Origin of the sequence: Luteibacter yeojuensis, from assembly GCF_000964085.1 — a bacterium.
Lineage (GTDB): Bacteria > Pseudomonadota > Gammaproteobacteria > Xanthomonadales > Rhodanobacteraceae > Luteibacter > Luteibacter yeojuensis_A.
Genome location: NZ_JZRB01000014.1, coordinates 109,372 through 121,728 on the forward strand (window position 1 = coordinate 109,372; position 12,357 = coordinate 121,728).

Genomic DNA, 12,357 nt, shown 5'->3' on the forward strand with positions numbered 1-12,357 from the left:
CCGCCCCGGCGCCGTACCCGCAGGAAAACTCCATGATCCCCAAGAAGAAATTGCTACCGGCGCTGCTCGCGTGCGCGCTCCTCCCGCAGCTGGCGTTAGCCGGCGACGACACGGCCGGCGACGCCGACCAGCAGAAGCGCGACAAGGCCGTGCAGCTCGATGCGGTGTCGGTAAAGGGCACGTCGCTCGAATCGGGCTACGCCCGCACCGATGGCTCGGCGGCGACCAAGACCGACACGCCGCTTATCGAGACGCCGCAGGCCATTTCGGTCATCTCGAACACGCAGATGGCGGACCAGGGCGTGCTGACCGTGCAGGATGCGCTGCGCTACTCGGCGGGCGTCCGTGCCGATGCCTACGGCGTCGACAGCCGCGGTGACGATGCCTTCCTGCGTGGCACGTCGTTCGTGCAATACCTCGATGGCCTGCGCCAGAGCATGGGCTACGCGTACGCCCGCACCGAACCGTATTTCCTCGACCATCTCGAGGTCGTCCGCGGCCCCTCCTCCGTGCTCTACGGCCAGGGCACCACGGGTGGCCTTATCGCGCTGGCATCGAAACGCCCCCAGTTCGATGCCGCGCACGAGGTGCAGGTGCAGGTGGGCAACAACGCCCGCAAGCAGGTCGCGTTCGACTTCACGGGCCCGCTCGACCAGGCCGGCCATTGGGCGTACCGCCTCATCGGCGTCTACCGCGATGCCGATTCGCAGATCGACCACGTGCCCGACGACCGCAAGGCCATCGCCCCGTCCATCACGTGGGCGCCCGACGACGACACGCGCTGGACCCTGCTGGCGAACCTGCAGTTCGACAAGAACGGCACCTCGCTCAACTTCCTGCCGCACTCGGGTACCTTGCTGCCGAACCCGAACGGCCGCATCCCCACCAGCCGCTTCGTGAGCGAGCCGGGGTTCGACCGCTACGACACACAGCAGCGCTCGGTCAGCTCCTTCTTCGAGCACCGCTTCAACGATACGTGGAAGTTCGACGTGAACATGCGCTACTCGCATGACAACGTGGACTACCGCACGCTCTACCCCGACGTGTATTCCAACCCCGCGTACCCGTTCCTCGACGACACCGCCCGCACGGTGGCGCGCTACAGCTACATCTCGCAGGACCGGCACAAGCGCCTCGTCACCGATACGCATGCCGAAGCCGACTTCGACCTGGCGGGTATGCGTCACCGCGTGCTCATCGGCCTCGACATCGCGCGCTCGCGCACCGATAGCGCGCAGGGCAATGGCTACGACGACGTGCCCTTCGACCTGTACGCGCCGGTGTACGGCAACGGCTTCATCGCGCCCGATGTGTTCCCCATCGCCAGCAGCACCACGCGCCAGGTGGGCCTGTACGTGCAGGACCAGATCAACTGGGGCGAGCACCTGGTCGGCACCGTGGGCTTCCGCCACGACCGTGCCACGCTCACCACGGGCGACGACCGCTCGGTGGATAACGCCACCACGGCGCGCTATGGCCTGCTATACCGCTTCGATAGCGGCTTCTCGCCCTATGTGAGCTACACCGAGTCGTTCCAGCCCCTGGATAGCCTGGATTTCTACAACCGCCCCTACGAGCCGCTGCGCGGCAAGCAGTACGAGGCTGGCGTGAAGTACCAGCCGCTGGGTAGCGCCACGATGGTGACGGCCACTTACTACGACCTGCGCGAGGAAAACCGCCTCTCGCCCGACCCGGCCAACCCGCTGAACCAGATCCAGAAGGGCCGGGCGCGCACGCGCGGCGTGGAACTCGAAGGCTCAACGCGCCTGGGCAATCATGTCGACGTGATCAGCACGTACACGTGGACGAAGGCGCGCCCCGACGATGGCACCATCGTGGCCGGGCTGCCGAAGAACCAGGCCTCGGCGTGGGCCGTCTACCATGTCAACGACGCGGATAGCGATGGCCTCAGCATCGGTGCGGGCGTCCGCTACATCGGCGTGAACTACGACGAGACGGGCACGCTGCAGGTGCCGAAGAAGACGCTGTTCGACGCGATGGTGGGCTGGAACCAGGGGCCATGGCGCTTCGCGGTCAACATCGCGAACCTCACCGACCAGGCCTACGAGGCCAGCTGCCTCGCCCGCGGCGATTGCTTCGTCGGCCCCCGCCGCAGCATCGTGGGCAGCGCCACCTACCGGTTCTGACGGCCGTGCTTCCTACACGGTGGACATCCATCCATCCGATCGGGTTACGATCCCCGTTTGCACACCACGATCGGGAGAGTCGCCATGGGGGTTCGCAAGGCCTTGGGGTTCGCGCTGCTGGGCGCGCTGGTATCCACGGCAGCGATTGCCGCGCCGCCGCCGGGCTACTCGGGCAACCCCGTGTTCCCCGGCTGGTACGCCGACCCGGAGGCCGCGATCTTCGGTGATACGTACTGGATCTATCCCACCACGTCGCTTGCCTATGCCAAGCAGACGGGCTTCGATGCGTTCTCGTCGCCCGACCTCGTCCACTGGACCAAGCACTCCACCGTGCTGCCCATCGGCAACATCCCGTGGGCAAAGAAGGCGCTATGGGCGCCGTCGGTGGTCGAGAACAACGGCAAGTACTATTTCTTCTTCGCCGCCAACGATATCCAGAGCGACAAGGAGCTGGGCGGCATCGGCGTGGCCGTGGCCGACAAGCCCGATGGCCCGTTCAAGGATATGCTCGGCAAGCCGCTCATCGGCGCGTTCCACAACGGCGCGCAGCCCATCGACCAGTTCGCGTTCCATGATTCGGACGGCACCTGGTACATGATCAACGGCGGCTGGAAGCACGCCAACATCGTGAAGCTGAAGCCCGATTTCACCGGCGTCGAGCCGATGGCCGATGGCACGGTGTACAAGGAGATCACGCCCGACCAGTATGTCGAGGGCCCGCTGATGTTCAAGCGCAACGGCAAGTACTACTTCATGTGGTCGGAGGGCGGCTGGACAGGCCCGAACTATTCCGTGGCGTATGCCATTGGCGATTCACCCATGGGCCCGTTCAAGCGCGTGGGCACCATCCTGAAGACCGACCCGAAGATCGGCACGGGCGCCGGCCATAACTCGGTGTTCCACGTGGCCAAGGACGACAGCTGGTACATCGTCTACCACCGCCACCCGCTCGGCGCCACCAACGGCAACGACCGCGTCACCTGCATCGACAAGCTCGAGTTCGACAAGGACGGCAACATCCTGCCGGTGAAGATGACGTTCGAGGGTGTCACGGCCAAGACGCTGCGCTGATTGTAGGTGTGGGAGCGCGCTTGCGCGCGATCGCGCGCAAGCGCGCTCCCACAGCACAGGGCTCAGCCTTGCGTGTCGTCCACGATCTCCACCTCAGGGAAGGCCGTGCGCACGCATTGCACGTAATCGCCGGGTTTCAACGCCGAGTGCGCCGTCTGGTAACCCACCAGCTTGCATCCCGGTTCGTCGGTCCAGTTGTTTTCCCAATAGATGGGAAGCGCGCCAGTGCTGGCCTCGGTGAACTCCTTCATCTGCCGGCAACCGAGCTTCTCGCTGGCGTCGACCGGCACGCCAAGCCGGGCGGCGAACGCCCTGTAGTACGTGATGCGGTTCGCCGACGCCGCGTGCTCGGGGCCCGTGCCACCGCATTCCACCCCGCCATTGATGATCATGGTCGTGACGCCGAAGCCCGGCGTGCGGCCATCCGCGATATCGGCGGCGTTCGGCTGCCACGTACCGTCGATGACATGCAGCATCGACGGCTTGGGCGGCTGCGGGTAGGCATGGAAGAACACAGCGCTGCCCAGGTTCAGCCAGGTATCGGCCACGCGTTCGGGCGCATCGAGCAACATCGTCACGTCGCCGTACATGGCGTCGGAGAACGGGCCGTAGTTGTAGTGGTACGACAGCTGCTTCGCGCCGCGGCCGAAGTAGCTCTTGAATGAGCCATCCGGCTTGCGGCCGCACGGCCATGCCACCGTGGCCCAGTTCACGTCGCCGCAGCCACCGTTGTAGCTGTCCGAGCTTTCATCCATGCCCATCTCGCGCACGTAGACAAGGCCCTGGCGGTACTCCTCCTCGGGCCGCCAGGCTTCGTGGCCGCCGGTCTCCTGCGCAAAGTGCGCGAACATCGTGGCCAGGGTCTTGCGGCAGATGGCGTCGGCATCTTTCGGTGCCGCATAAGCGGCGCACACCGCCGGGAATTTCGCGATGCCTTTGAGGAATCCCTCATACGTGTACTCGGCAGCCCGCAACGGGAACAGGTAGTCGAACGCCGCGCCGTCGACGATGGACTCGACACGCCGCACGTTCGCCGGGTTCTGCGGGCGGCCCGGCTGCACGGCTTCCACCGTGGGGTTATCCAGCGTGCGGATGGATGCGCGCACGGCGCCCATCATGGGGTAGGCCGCGGCAAGCGCCGCTTCGTCGTCGAGCAGCTTGCTCAGCAACACCTTGCGCGGCTCGCCAGGGTCGCCACCTTCGCCCGGGCCGCCCGGGCCCGGCGGCACGGGCGGCTCGCCGGGGCAGCCGGTCGGCGTGCCGGGCGCGGCGCGTTCCCACGAGGTATCCCAGGGGTTCGCGACGGTATCCACCGCACCGGGCGAATGGCCCGGCGGCGTCCACCACTTCGCCCGGTACGTAGCCTGCTGCCAGCCCACGACGCAGCCGGCCGGGTAGGCCATGGCGGGGTCGTAGTCGAGGGCCCAGGCCGACGGGGCGGCGGCGAGGGCAAGCATGGCGAGCGCGGGGCGGGCCATTCGTTGGCGGGTGCGTTTCATGGAGCCTCCTTGCGATATCGATGCGGTTGCGCGCCTCGTGGCACGCAACCCGGACGCTAGCGCCATGGCATGGCCGCGCCTATGCGGCGAACTCCTAAAAACGTGGGCGAGCGCGTCGACATTTCAATATGCAAGGATTCGCTACAATGCGCGCGGGTAGGGAAAAACTTGAAACAGGGCAGGTTTTCATGCGTTACGAGAAAGGTCACAAGGAGCAAACGCGGCAGCGCATCGTTGAAGCGGCATCCGAGCGGTTCCGCGCCGATGGCATCGATGCCGTCGGCGTCGTGAGCCTGATGGGCGATGTCGGGCTCACCCAGGGCGGGTTCTACAACCACTTCCCGTCGAAGGAAGACCTGGTGCGCGAGTGCGTCGCCACGGGCGTCGCGTCGACCACGCAGGCGCTGGCCGATCGCGTCGCCGCCTCGCGCGGCGAGCGCTACCGCTCACTGGTCACGGGCTACCTCTCGGCGGAGCACCGCGACAACCCGGCCGGCGGTTGCGTCGCCGGCACGCTCGCAAGCGAACTGGCGCGCCGCCCGGAAGAAACCCGCGCGGTATTCACCGAGGGCATGGGCGGCATGGTCGAACTCATCGCGTCGACGCTGCCGGAGACCGTGCGTGGCAAGCGCCGCCGCCTGCTCGCCACGGCGGTGTTCTCGTCGATGGTGGGCACGATAGCGCTATCGCGCGCCGTGGCCGATGAAGCGATGTCGGACGAGCTGCTGGCCGTGGGCCGGCAATCGGCGCTGGCGTTGATCGAAGCCGGTTAGTTACTTCGCGGGCACGGGCGGCTTGCCCATGGCGGCGGCCTTCTCGGCGATCTTCGCGCGGATGGCCGGGATCGCGGCCAGCGCGGCGCGCTCGCCTTCGAGTATGGCCACGTTCTTCTGGTCGAAATCGGTGGGGCCGATCTGGCCCACCTTCGGGCGGATGACGACATCGGCGCGGCCGAGCTCCTGCTCGGCCAGCTTGCGGCCCATGATGGTGATGGACTGCCCCACGATGCCGACCATGTTGCCGGGGTTCTGGCCATCGGGCCGCGCAGAGATATCCACGGCGATGACGATGTCGGCGCCGAGCTGGCGCGCGGCATCGACGGGCACGGGGCTTACCACGCCACCGTCGACGAAGTGCTTGCCGTTGATCTCCACTGGCTCGAACACGCCGGGGATGCTGCTTGACGCACGCACGGCCTGGCCGGTGTTGCCGCGGATGAACACGGCGCGCTCGCCGTTCTCGAGCACGGTGGCCACCGCGGCGAACGGCGTGTGCAGTTTTTCTATGGGCTGCTGCTTCACCAGCTGGTTGACGTAATCCTGCAGCTTCTGCCCCTGCACCAGGCCGCCGGAGAAGATGCGCACGTCGCGCACGGCCGCCTCGTCGAGGGCGAACGCCGTTTCCTGCAGCTGGAACGCATCCATGCCGCTGGCATACAGCGCGCCCACCACGCTGCCCGCGCTGGTGCCCGAGACCACGTCGGGGTGGATGCCGCTGGCTTCGAGCATCTTGATGACGCCGATGTGCGCGAAGCCCTTGGCCGCGCCGCCACCCAGTGCCAGCCCGATGCGCGGCTTGGCCGCGAGCACGGGCACGGCGGTGTCCGGGCGCTCGTTGGGCCTGGCCGTCTCGGCGCCACCGAAACAACCGGTGAGCAGCGTGGCGGCGAGCAGGGGCAGCAGGTGGCGGAAGCGGCGGGGGTTCATGCGCGGGTCTGGTCGGCGTCGAGGTGGTAACGGGTGGCGATCTCGATCTCGTTCTTCGAGCCGAGGAACACGGGCACGCGCTGGTGCAGACCGGTGGGCTGCAGCGCCATGATCCGCTCGCGGCCGGTGGTGGCGGCGCCGCCCGCCTGCTCCACGATGAAGGCCATGGGGTTGGCTTCGTACATGAGGCGCAGCTTGCCGGTGCCGCCCTTGGCGGTGATCTTGGCATCGAGCGGGTAGATGAAGACGCCACCCCGGGTAATGATGCGGTGGACGTCCGCCACCATGGAGGCGACCCAACGCATGTTGAAGTCGCGGCCGCGCGGGCCGGTGGTGCCGGCCAGCAGTTCGCCAATGTAGCGCTGCATCGGGGCTTCCCAATGGCGCTGGTTGGACATATTGATGGCGAACTCGCTGGTTTCCGCCGGGATGCGGATGTCGCGCCGGGTGAGCACGAAGCTGCCATGCTCGCGGTCGAGCGTGAACTCGTGCACGCCATGGCCAAAGGTAAGCACCAGCAGCGTGCTGGGGCCGTACACCACGTAGCCCGCGGCCACCTGGTCGGTGCCCGGCTGCAGGAAGTCTTCCGTGGTGGGCTCGGTGACGCCATCGGGGCAGCGCAGCACCGAGAAGATGGTGCCCACCGAGACATTCACGTCGATGTTCGACGAGCCGTCGAGCGGATCGAACAGCAGCAGGTGGTGGCCCTTGGGGTAGGCATCGGGGATGGGCTGCGGGTCTTCCATTTCCTCGGAGGCGCAGGCGGCCAGGTGGCCACCCCAGGCGTTGGCCTCGAGCAGGATCTCGTTGGAGATGACGTCGAGTTTTTTCTGCGCCTCGCCCTGCACGTTATCCGAGCCGGCGTTGCCAAGGATGCCGCCGAGGGCGCCCTTGCCGGTGGCCACGGAAATGCGCTTGCAGGCGCGCGCCACCACTTCGATCAGGAGGCTGAGCTCGCCATAGACATGGCCAGCGCGCTTCTCTTCGATCAGGAACTGGATCAATGAAATCGGTTTCGTCATCACATGGGCCCGGGCACGAAAGCACGCATTGTCCGGGTGCCGCGTGAACGGCGCCAGAGGGGCTGCTGACAGTACGGTGTCAGCAGCCCCCGCGCAGACTTAGCCCCATCGCCACGGGGAGCACACGCCATGAACCGATTCCTCGACCGCCTCGCCGCGCTTTATGCGCCCCTGGGCCAGCGCGGCCTGCTGATGGACGGCCAGTACCGTTTCGCGCCTGACCAGGGCGGCAAGCCCGTGGGAGCGCGCTTGCGCGCGAAGGGGCCTGGCCTCGCCCCCGGTCGCGCGCAAGCGCGCTCCTACAACAGCCCACGCCGCAGCCAACGTCTTCGCAACGCCTGACAAAGAGGGAAGGGAATGAACAGCAGCCGCATCGTTTTCCACCACGGCCCCAACAGCCGTTCCACCAGCACGCTCATGCTGCTGGAGGAACTGGGCGCGCAATACGACATGCACGTGCTCAACCTCGCCGCCGGCGAGCAGCGCGAGCCGGCGTACCTCAAGGTGAACCCCATGGGGAAGGTGCCCGCCATCTCCCACCATGGCCAGCTGGTCACCGAGCGGCCCGCGGTCTTCACCTACCTGGCCGACCTGTTCCCCGAGGCGGGGCTGGCGCCGGGCCTCGCCGATCCGCTGCGTGGCCCCTACCTGCGCTGGATGGCCTTCTATGGTTCCTGCTTCGAACCGGCGGTGCTCGACCACTACATGAAGAACGCCGTGGCGCCCGCCTCCACGTGCCCATACGGCGATTACCCGTCGGTGCTGGCGGTGGTGGAAGACCAGCTCGCCACCGGGCCGTGGTTGCTGGGCGAGCGCTTCACCGCGGCCGACGTGCTGTGGGCCAACGCGCTCGACTACACCATGTCGTTCGGCCTCGTGCCACGCAAGCCTGTGTTCGAGGCGTACGTGGCCCGCCTGAAAGTGCGCCCGGCCATCCTCCGCGCGGCCGCGCAGGATGAAGCCCTCGCCCGCGCCCAGCAACGGGCGGCGGCCTGAGCCGCCTGCCATGGCCGGCCGTGACCTTGTTCGCTTCCCGCGCGCCGCGCGGGAAGCGATGATGGGCGCATGCGCCGCGCCGACCGCCTCTTCCTCATCATCAACGCCCTCCGCGGGCGGCGCACCGCGCTGCCCGCGCGGCAGCTGGCCCAGACACTCGAGGTCTCGCTACGCACGGTGTACCGCGACGTGGCCGACCTGCAGCTCTCCGGCGTGCCCATCGAAGGCGAGGCCGGCGTGGGTTACCTGCTGCGCAAGGGCTCGGATATCCCGCCCTTGATGTTCTCCGCCGACGAACTCGAAGCCCTGGTGGCCGGCACGCGCTTCGTGCGTGCCTTCGCGGGCGAACGCCTGGCGCGCGAGGCGCAGGCCGCCCTTATCAAGATCGAGGCGGTGCTGCCCCCCGATCTTCGCGAGCGCGCGGCGCAGTCAAAGATCTTCGCGCCCATCTGGCGCGACCCGGAACAGAACCACATCGCGCGCATGCTCGACCGGCTGCACGAGGCCGTGTTGCAGCGGCACGTGCTGTGCCTCGAATACCGCGATGCCGAAGGCCGCGCCAGCACGCGCGAAGTGGAGCCGCTGTGCCTGTCGTTCTGGGGCGGCGCGTGGACCCTCACCTCGTGGTGCCGCCACCGCAACGCCTTCCGCAACTTCCGCCCCGACCGGATCGAGAGCTGCCGCGAAAGCGGGGAGACGTTCGAGGATGTGCCGGGGCGTGATTTGCAGACGTTCCTCGAGACGATCCGCGGCTACTACGCCGGCCTCGAATAACGCGAAATCTCGGCCTCCTCCCTGTGGGAGCGCGCTCGCGCGCGATGGGTGCTCGTGGTAACCCCCAATCGCGCGCAAGCGCGCTCCTACATCGTCGGTCACCATGCGATCATCGGGCATCCCCGTCCCACCGGAACCCGCATGACACCCTGGATCCGCGCCATCGCTTTCGCCGGCCTCTTCGCCGGTGCCGCCCATGCCAGCCAGCAGGCCGACAACGCCTTCAAGGCCATCTACGAGAAGGAATGGGCCTGGCGCAACGGGCAATCGGGCATCCTCACCTCGGGCGAGGCACAGCCTGGCGATGGCCGCCTCGATTCCGTGGACGCCGCCAGCCAGGCCAGCCGCCTGGCCTACTGGAACGACGTGCTGGCGCAGCTCGATCGCATCGACAAGAGCCAGCTGGGCCCGGATGCCCGCGTGGATTACGAGGTGTACCGCGAGCAGGTGTACAACCTCGCCGCCGCGCAGCGCTTCGGCCAGTGGCAGATGCCCTTCAACAGCGATTCCGCGTTCTGGTCCGATGTCGGCTACGTGATGCACGGCGACGACCTGCGCACGCGCGAGGAATACAGCGCGTACATCGCGCGCCTGAAGCAGGTCCCCGCCTGGATGGACCAGGAGATCGCCAACATGCGCCTGGGCTTGGCGCGTGGCTTCACCGTGCCGCGCGCGGTGCTCGATGGCCGCGACGCGTCCATTGCCGCCGTGGCGGAGCTGAAAAACCCCGAAGACAGCGCGCTGTACGAACCGTTCAAGCACATGGCGAGCACGCTGCCGGCGAAGGACGCCGATGCCTTGCGCGCGCGGGCCCGCGATGCCATCGCCAGGGGCGTGATACCAGCCTACGGCAAGCTGCTCACCTTTTTCCGCCAGGAGTACCTGCCCAAGGCGCGCAACACCCTCGCGGCCGAATCCATGCCCGATGGCAAGGCGTATTACCTGCAGCAGATCCGCGAATACACCACGCTCGACCTCACGCCCGACCAGATCCACGCCATCGGCCTGCGCGAGGTGGCGAGCATCCACGCGAAGATGCTCGAGGTGATGAAGGAAACCGACTTCAAGGGCGATTTCCCGGCGTTCCTCAACTTCCTCCGCACCGATCCGAGGTTTTATGCCAGGACGCCCGATGAACTGCTGATGCGCACCGCGTGGGTGGCGAAGCAGGTGGACGCGCAGCTGGGCAAGTACTTCGGCCTGCTGCCGCGCCAGCGCTTCGCGATCAAGCCGGTGCCGGCCGATATCGCGCCGTACTACACCTCCGGCCGTGGCGGCGCCGATGTGTACCTGGTGAACACGTATGACCTGCCGTCGCGCCCGCTGTTCAACATGCCGGCGCTCACCCTGCACGAATCGATGCCGGGCCATGCGCTGCAACTGGCGCTGTCGGCGGAGCAGCAGGGCCTGCCCGCGTTCCGTCGCGATGGGTACATCTCGGCCTACGGCGAAGGCTGGGCGCTGTACTCGGAGTACCTCGGCGAGGAGATGGGCATCTACCACACGCCCTACGAGCGCTTTGGCTACCTCACGTACCAGATGTGGCGCGCATGCCGCCTGGTGGTCGATACGGGTATCCACCACCTGGGCTGGACGCGCCAGCAGGCCATCGACTACCTCACCCAGAACACCGCGCTGAGCCAGCGCGAGATCGCCAACGAGGTGGACCGCTACATCAGCTGGCCCGGCCAGGCGCTGTCGTACGAGCTGGGTTACCTCAAGATCCGCGAGCTGCGCGAGCGCGCCGAAAAGCAGCTCGGCGAAAAGTTCGACCTGCGCGCCTTCCACGACATGGTGCTGGCCGTGGGCAGCGTGCCCTTGCCGGTGCTGGAGCAGCACGTGGATGAGTGGATCGCGGGGCGTAAGGGCTGAATGGTGACGCTGGTGTAGGAGCCCACCCCTGTGGGCGACAGCTTTTCGCGAAGAGCTGTCGCCCACAGGGGTGGGCTCCTACGGTTGAATGCCCATACAGTATTTTCTCCATGGGTGTAGTACACTGCATCGCAACTCCACAGGTGAAGTCACGATGCGCCCAGCCATCCACACCGAACCGACGCCCGCGGGCGACCTTGGCGGCCCGGCGCTCCGTGCCTTCTTCAGCCTGGCCGAGCACTGGAAACTGAAGGGCGCCGAACAGCGCACGCTGCTGGGCGACCCGCCGGAATCCACCTACTTCAAGTGGAAGAAACAGCAGGATGGCTCGCCCTCGCGCGATGTCATCGAGCGCATCAGCTACCTGCTCGGCATCTGGAAAAGCCTGCAGATCCTCTTCCCCGATCCGCTCCAGGCCGATGCCTGGGTCCGTAAACCCAACGCCGCGCCGCTTTTTGGCGGCCACTCCGCGCTCGAGCGCATGCTCTCGGGCAACGTCGCCGACCTGTACGTCGTCCGCCAGTACCTGGACGCCCAGCGCGGCTGGAACGGATGAGCGCCGCGCCGCCGCTCCGCCGTATCCGCTGGAGCCACGCCTACCGCATCGTTTCCAGCCGTTTCCCGCCCATCGGCCTGTTCGACCGCATCGCCGACCCGGCGGATATCGACGCGGTGATGCAGGTGGAATCGATGACCAACCCCCGCCTGCGCGACGAGATCGGCGCGCTGCGCCTCGTGCCGCAGGAACGCCGCATCGCCGGCCCCGGCACCAGCCCGGTCATGGCGGCCTTCGCCCACATCGCGCCCGATGGCAGCCGGTTCTCCGATGGCCATTGGGGCGTCTTCTATGCCGCGCACACGGTGGCCACGGCCATCGAGGAGACGGTGTTCCATCGCGAGGCCTTCATGGCGGCCACGAACGAGCCCCCCACCGACGTGCAGGTGCGTTGCTACCGCACCTCCATCGCGGGCAGGTTCCACGACATCCGTGGCGGCTGGCCGGCCGAGCACGATGCCGACTCGTACGTGGCCAGCGTGAAGCTGGCGCGCCAGCTGCGCGACGAGGGCTCCAACGGCATCGTCTACGACAGCGCCCGCCACGCCGGGGGCGAGTGCGTGGCGGCGTTCTACCCCGACGTGGTGGCGCCCTGTATCCAGGCCGAGCACTTCATCTACCGTTGGAACGGCAAGCGCATCGAGGCGGTGCTCAAGGTCACCCCCGTGCCACGCCAGGGTTTGTCCCCGGGCCCCTAAACGGGGTACGGTCGGG

The 12,357-nt window shown here is 67.3% G+C and carries 12 protein-coding genes; 9 read left to right on the top strand and 3 right to left on the bottom strand.

Annotation, left to right across the window (positions count from 1 at the left end):
- Window positions 1–32: 32 nt before the first annotated feature.
- A complete protein-coding gene (locus tag VI08_RS07095; protein ID WP_045828850.1) occupies window positions 33–2,147 on the top strand; it encodes a TonB-dependent siderophore receptor in 2,115 nt (704 codons plus the stop codon).
- A gap of 84 nt (window positions 2,148–2,231) precedes the next feature.
- Window positions 2,232–3,218 (top strand): glycoside hydrolase family 43 protein, encoded by a 987-nt coding sequence (locus VI08_RS07100; protein WP_052697740.1) that lies wholly within the window; start codon window positions 2,232–2,234, stop codon window positions 3,216–3,218.
- A gap of 62 nt (window positions 3,219–3,280) precedes the next feature.
- Here VI08_RS07100 and VI08_RS07105 read toward each other — a convergent pair whose 3' ends face one another.
- Window positions 3,281–4,717 (bottom strand): glycoside hydrolase family 19 protein, encoded by a 1,437-nt coding sequence (locus tag VI08_RS07105; RefSeq protein ID WP_198148870.1) that lies wholly within the window; start codon window positions 4,715–4,717, stop codon window positions 3,281–3,283.
- 188 nt (window positions 4,718–4,905) lie between these two features.
- Between VI08_RS07105 and VI08_RS07110 the strand changes: the two genes are divergently transcribed.
- Entirely contained in the window at window positions 4,906–5,490 is a 585-nt protein-coding gene (locus tag VI08_RS07110; RefSeq protein ID WP_045828851.1) for a TetR/AcrR family transcriptional regulator, read from the top strand.
- Here the strand turns inward: VI08_RS07110 and VI08_RS07115 are convergent, their stop codons facing one another.
- The gene (locus VI08_RS07115; protein ID WP_045828852.1) at window positions 5,491–6,423 is read right to left on the bottom strand and encodes a patatin-like phospholipase family protein; all 933 of its coding nucleotides are present in this window, start codon (window positions 6,421–6,423) and stop codon (window positions 5,491–5,493) included.
- Window positions 6,420–7,445: a class 1 fructose-bisphosphatase gene (locus VI08_RS07120; protein WP_045828853.1), complete on the bottom strand. Its 1,026-nt coding sequence runs from the start codon at window positions 7,443–7,445 to the stop codon at window positions 6,420–6,422. The genes VI08_RS07115 and VI08_RS07120 overlap by 4 nt, the downstream gene beginning before the upstream one ends.
- Window positions 7,446–7,574: 129 nt before the next feature.
- Here VI08_RS07120 and VI08_RS07125 point away from each other — a divergent pair, with 129 nt between their 5' ends.
- The 6 genes from VI08_RS07125 to VI08_RS07150 all read left to right on the top strand — a co-directional run bounded on the left by VI08_RS07125 (window position 7,575) and on the right by VI08_RS07150 (window position 12,341).
- On the top strand, window positions 7,575–7,787 hold the full coding sequence (locus VI08_RS07125) for a hypothetical protein (protein ID WP_045828854.1): 213 nt from the start codon (window positions 7,575–7,577) through the stop codon (window positions 7,785–7,787).
- Between the two features lie 15 nt (window positions 7,788–7,802).
- Window positions 7,803–8,441 carry a glutathione S-transferase family protein gene (locus VI08_RS07130; RefSeq protein WP_045828855.1) on the top strand — a complete coding sequence of 213 codons (639 nt, stop codon included), beginning with the start codon at window positions 7,803–7,805 and terminating at the stop codon, window positions 8,439–8,441.
- 69 nt (window positions 8,442–8,510) lie between these two features.
- Window positions 8,511–9,215: a helix-turn-helix transcriptional regulator gene (locus VI08_RS07135; RefSeq protein ID WP_045828856.1), complete on the top strand. Its 705-nt coding sequence runs from the start codon at window positions 8,511–8,513 to the stop codon at window positions 9,213–9,215.
- Window positions 9,216–9,356: 141 nt separating this feature from the next.
- Complete coding sequence (locus VI08_RS07140) at window positions 9,357–11,087, top strand: DUF885 domain-containing protein (RefSeq protein WP_052697742.1); 1,731 nt, start codon at window positions 9,357–9,359, stop codon at window positions 11,085–11,087.
- 154 nt (window positions 11,088–11,241) lie between these two features.
- Window positions 11,242–11,643 (top strand): MbcA/ParS/Xre antitoxin family protein, encoded by a 402-nt coding sequence (locus VI08_RS07145; RefSeq protein WP_045828857.1) that lies wholly within the window; start codon window positions 11,242–11,244, stop codon window positions 11,641–11,643.
- The gene (locus tag VI08_RS07150; RefSeq protein WP_045828858.1) at window positions 11,640–12,341 is read left to right on the top strand and encodes an RES family NAD+ phosphorylase; all 702 of its coding nucleotides are present in this window, start codon (window positions 11,640–11,642) and stop codon (window positions 12,339–12,341) included. Before VI08_RS07145 ends, VI08_RS07150 begins: the two co-directional genes overlap by 4 nt.
- The last annotated feature ends 16 nt before the right edge of the window (window positions 12,342–12,357 follow it).

What these genes read in the sequence shown, in the direction of transcription:
- VI08_RS07145 (WP_045828857.1), top strand. Translation starts at nt 11,242, where the DNA reads ATGCGCCCAGCCATCCACACCGAACCGACGCCCGCGGGCGACCTTGGC.
- VI08_RS07095 (WP_045828850.1), top strand. Translation starts at nt 33, where the DNA reads ATGATCCCCAAGAAGAAATTGCTACCGGCGCTGCTCGCGTGCGCGCTC.
- VI08_RS07120 (WP_045828853.1), bottom strand. Translation starts at nt 7,445, where the DNA reads ATGACGAAACCGATTTCATTGATCCAGTTCCTGATCGAAGAGAAGCGC.
- VI08_RS07140 (WP_052697742.1), top strand. Translation starts at nt 9,357, where the DNA reads ATGACACCCTGGATCCGCGCCATCGCTTTCGCCGGCCTCTTCGCCGGT.
- VI08_RS07115 (WP_045828852.1), bottom strand. Translation starts at nt 6,423, where the DNA reads ATGAACCCCCGCCGCTTCCGCCACCTGCTGCCCCTGCTCGCCGCCACG.
- VI08_RS07110 (WP_045828851.1), top strand. Translation starts at nt 4,906, where the DNA reads ATGCGTTACGAGAAAGGTCACAAGGAGCAAACGCGGCAGCGCATCGTT.
- VI08_RS07130 (WP_045828855.1), top strand. Translation starts at nt 7,803, where the DNA reads ATGAACAGCAGCCGCATCGTTTTCCACCACGGCCCCAACAGCCGTTCC.
- VI08_RS07125 (WP_045828854.1), top strand. Translation starts at nt 7,575, where the DNA reads ATGAACCGATTCCTCGACCGCCTCGCCGCGCTTTATGCGCCCCTGGGC.
- VI08_RS07105 (WP_198148870.1), bottom strand. Translation starts at nt 4,717, where the DNA reads ATGAAACGCACCCGCCAACGAATGGCCCGCCCCGCGCTCGCCATGCTT.
- VI08_RS07150 (WP_045828858.1), top strand. Translation starts at nt 11,640, where the DNA reads ATGAGCGCCGCGCCGCCGCTCCGCCGTATCCGCTGGAGCCACGCCTAC.
- VI08_RS07135 (WP_045828856.1), top strand. Translation starts at nt 8,511, where the DNA reads ATGCGCCGCGCCGACCGCCTCTTCCTCATCATCAACGCCCTCCGCGGG.
- VI08_RS07100 (WP_052697740.1), top strand. Translation starts at nt 2,232, where the DNA reads ATGGGGGTTCGCAAGGCCTTGGGGTTCGCGCTGCTGGGCGCGCTGGTA.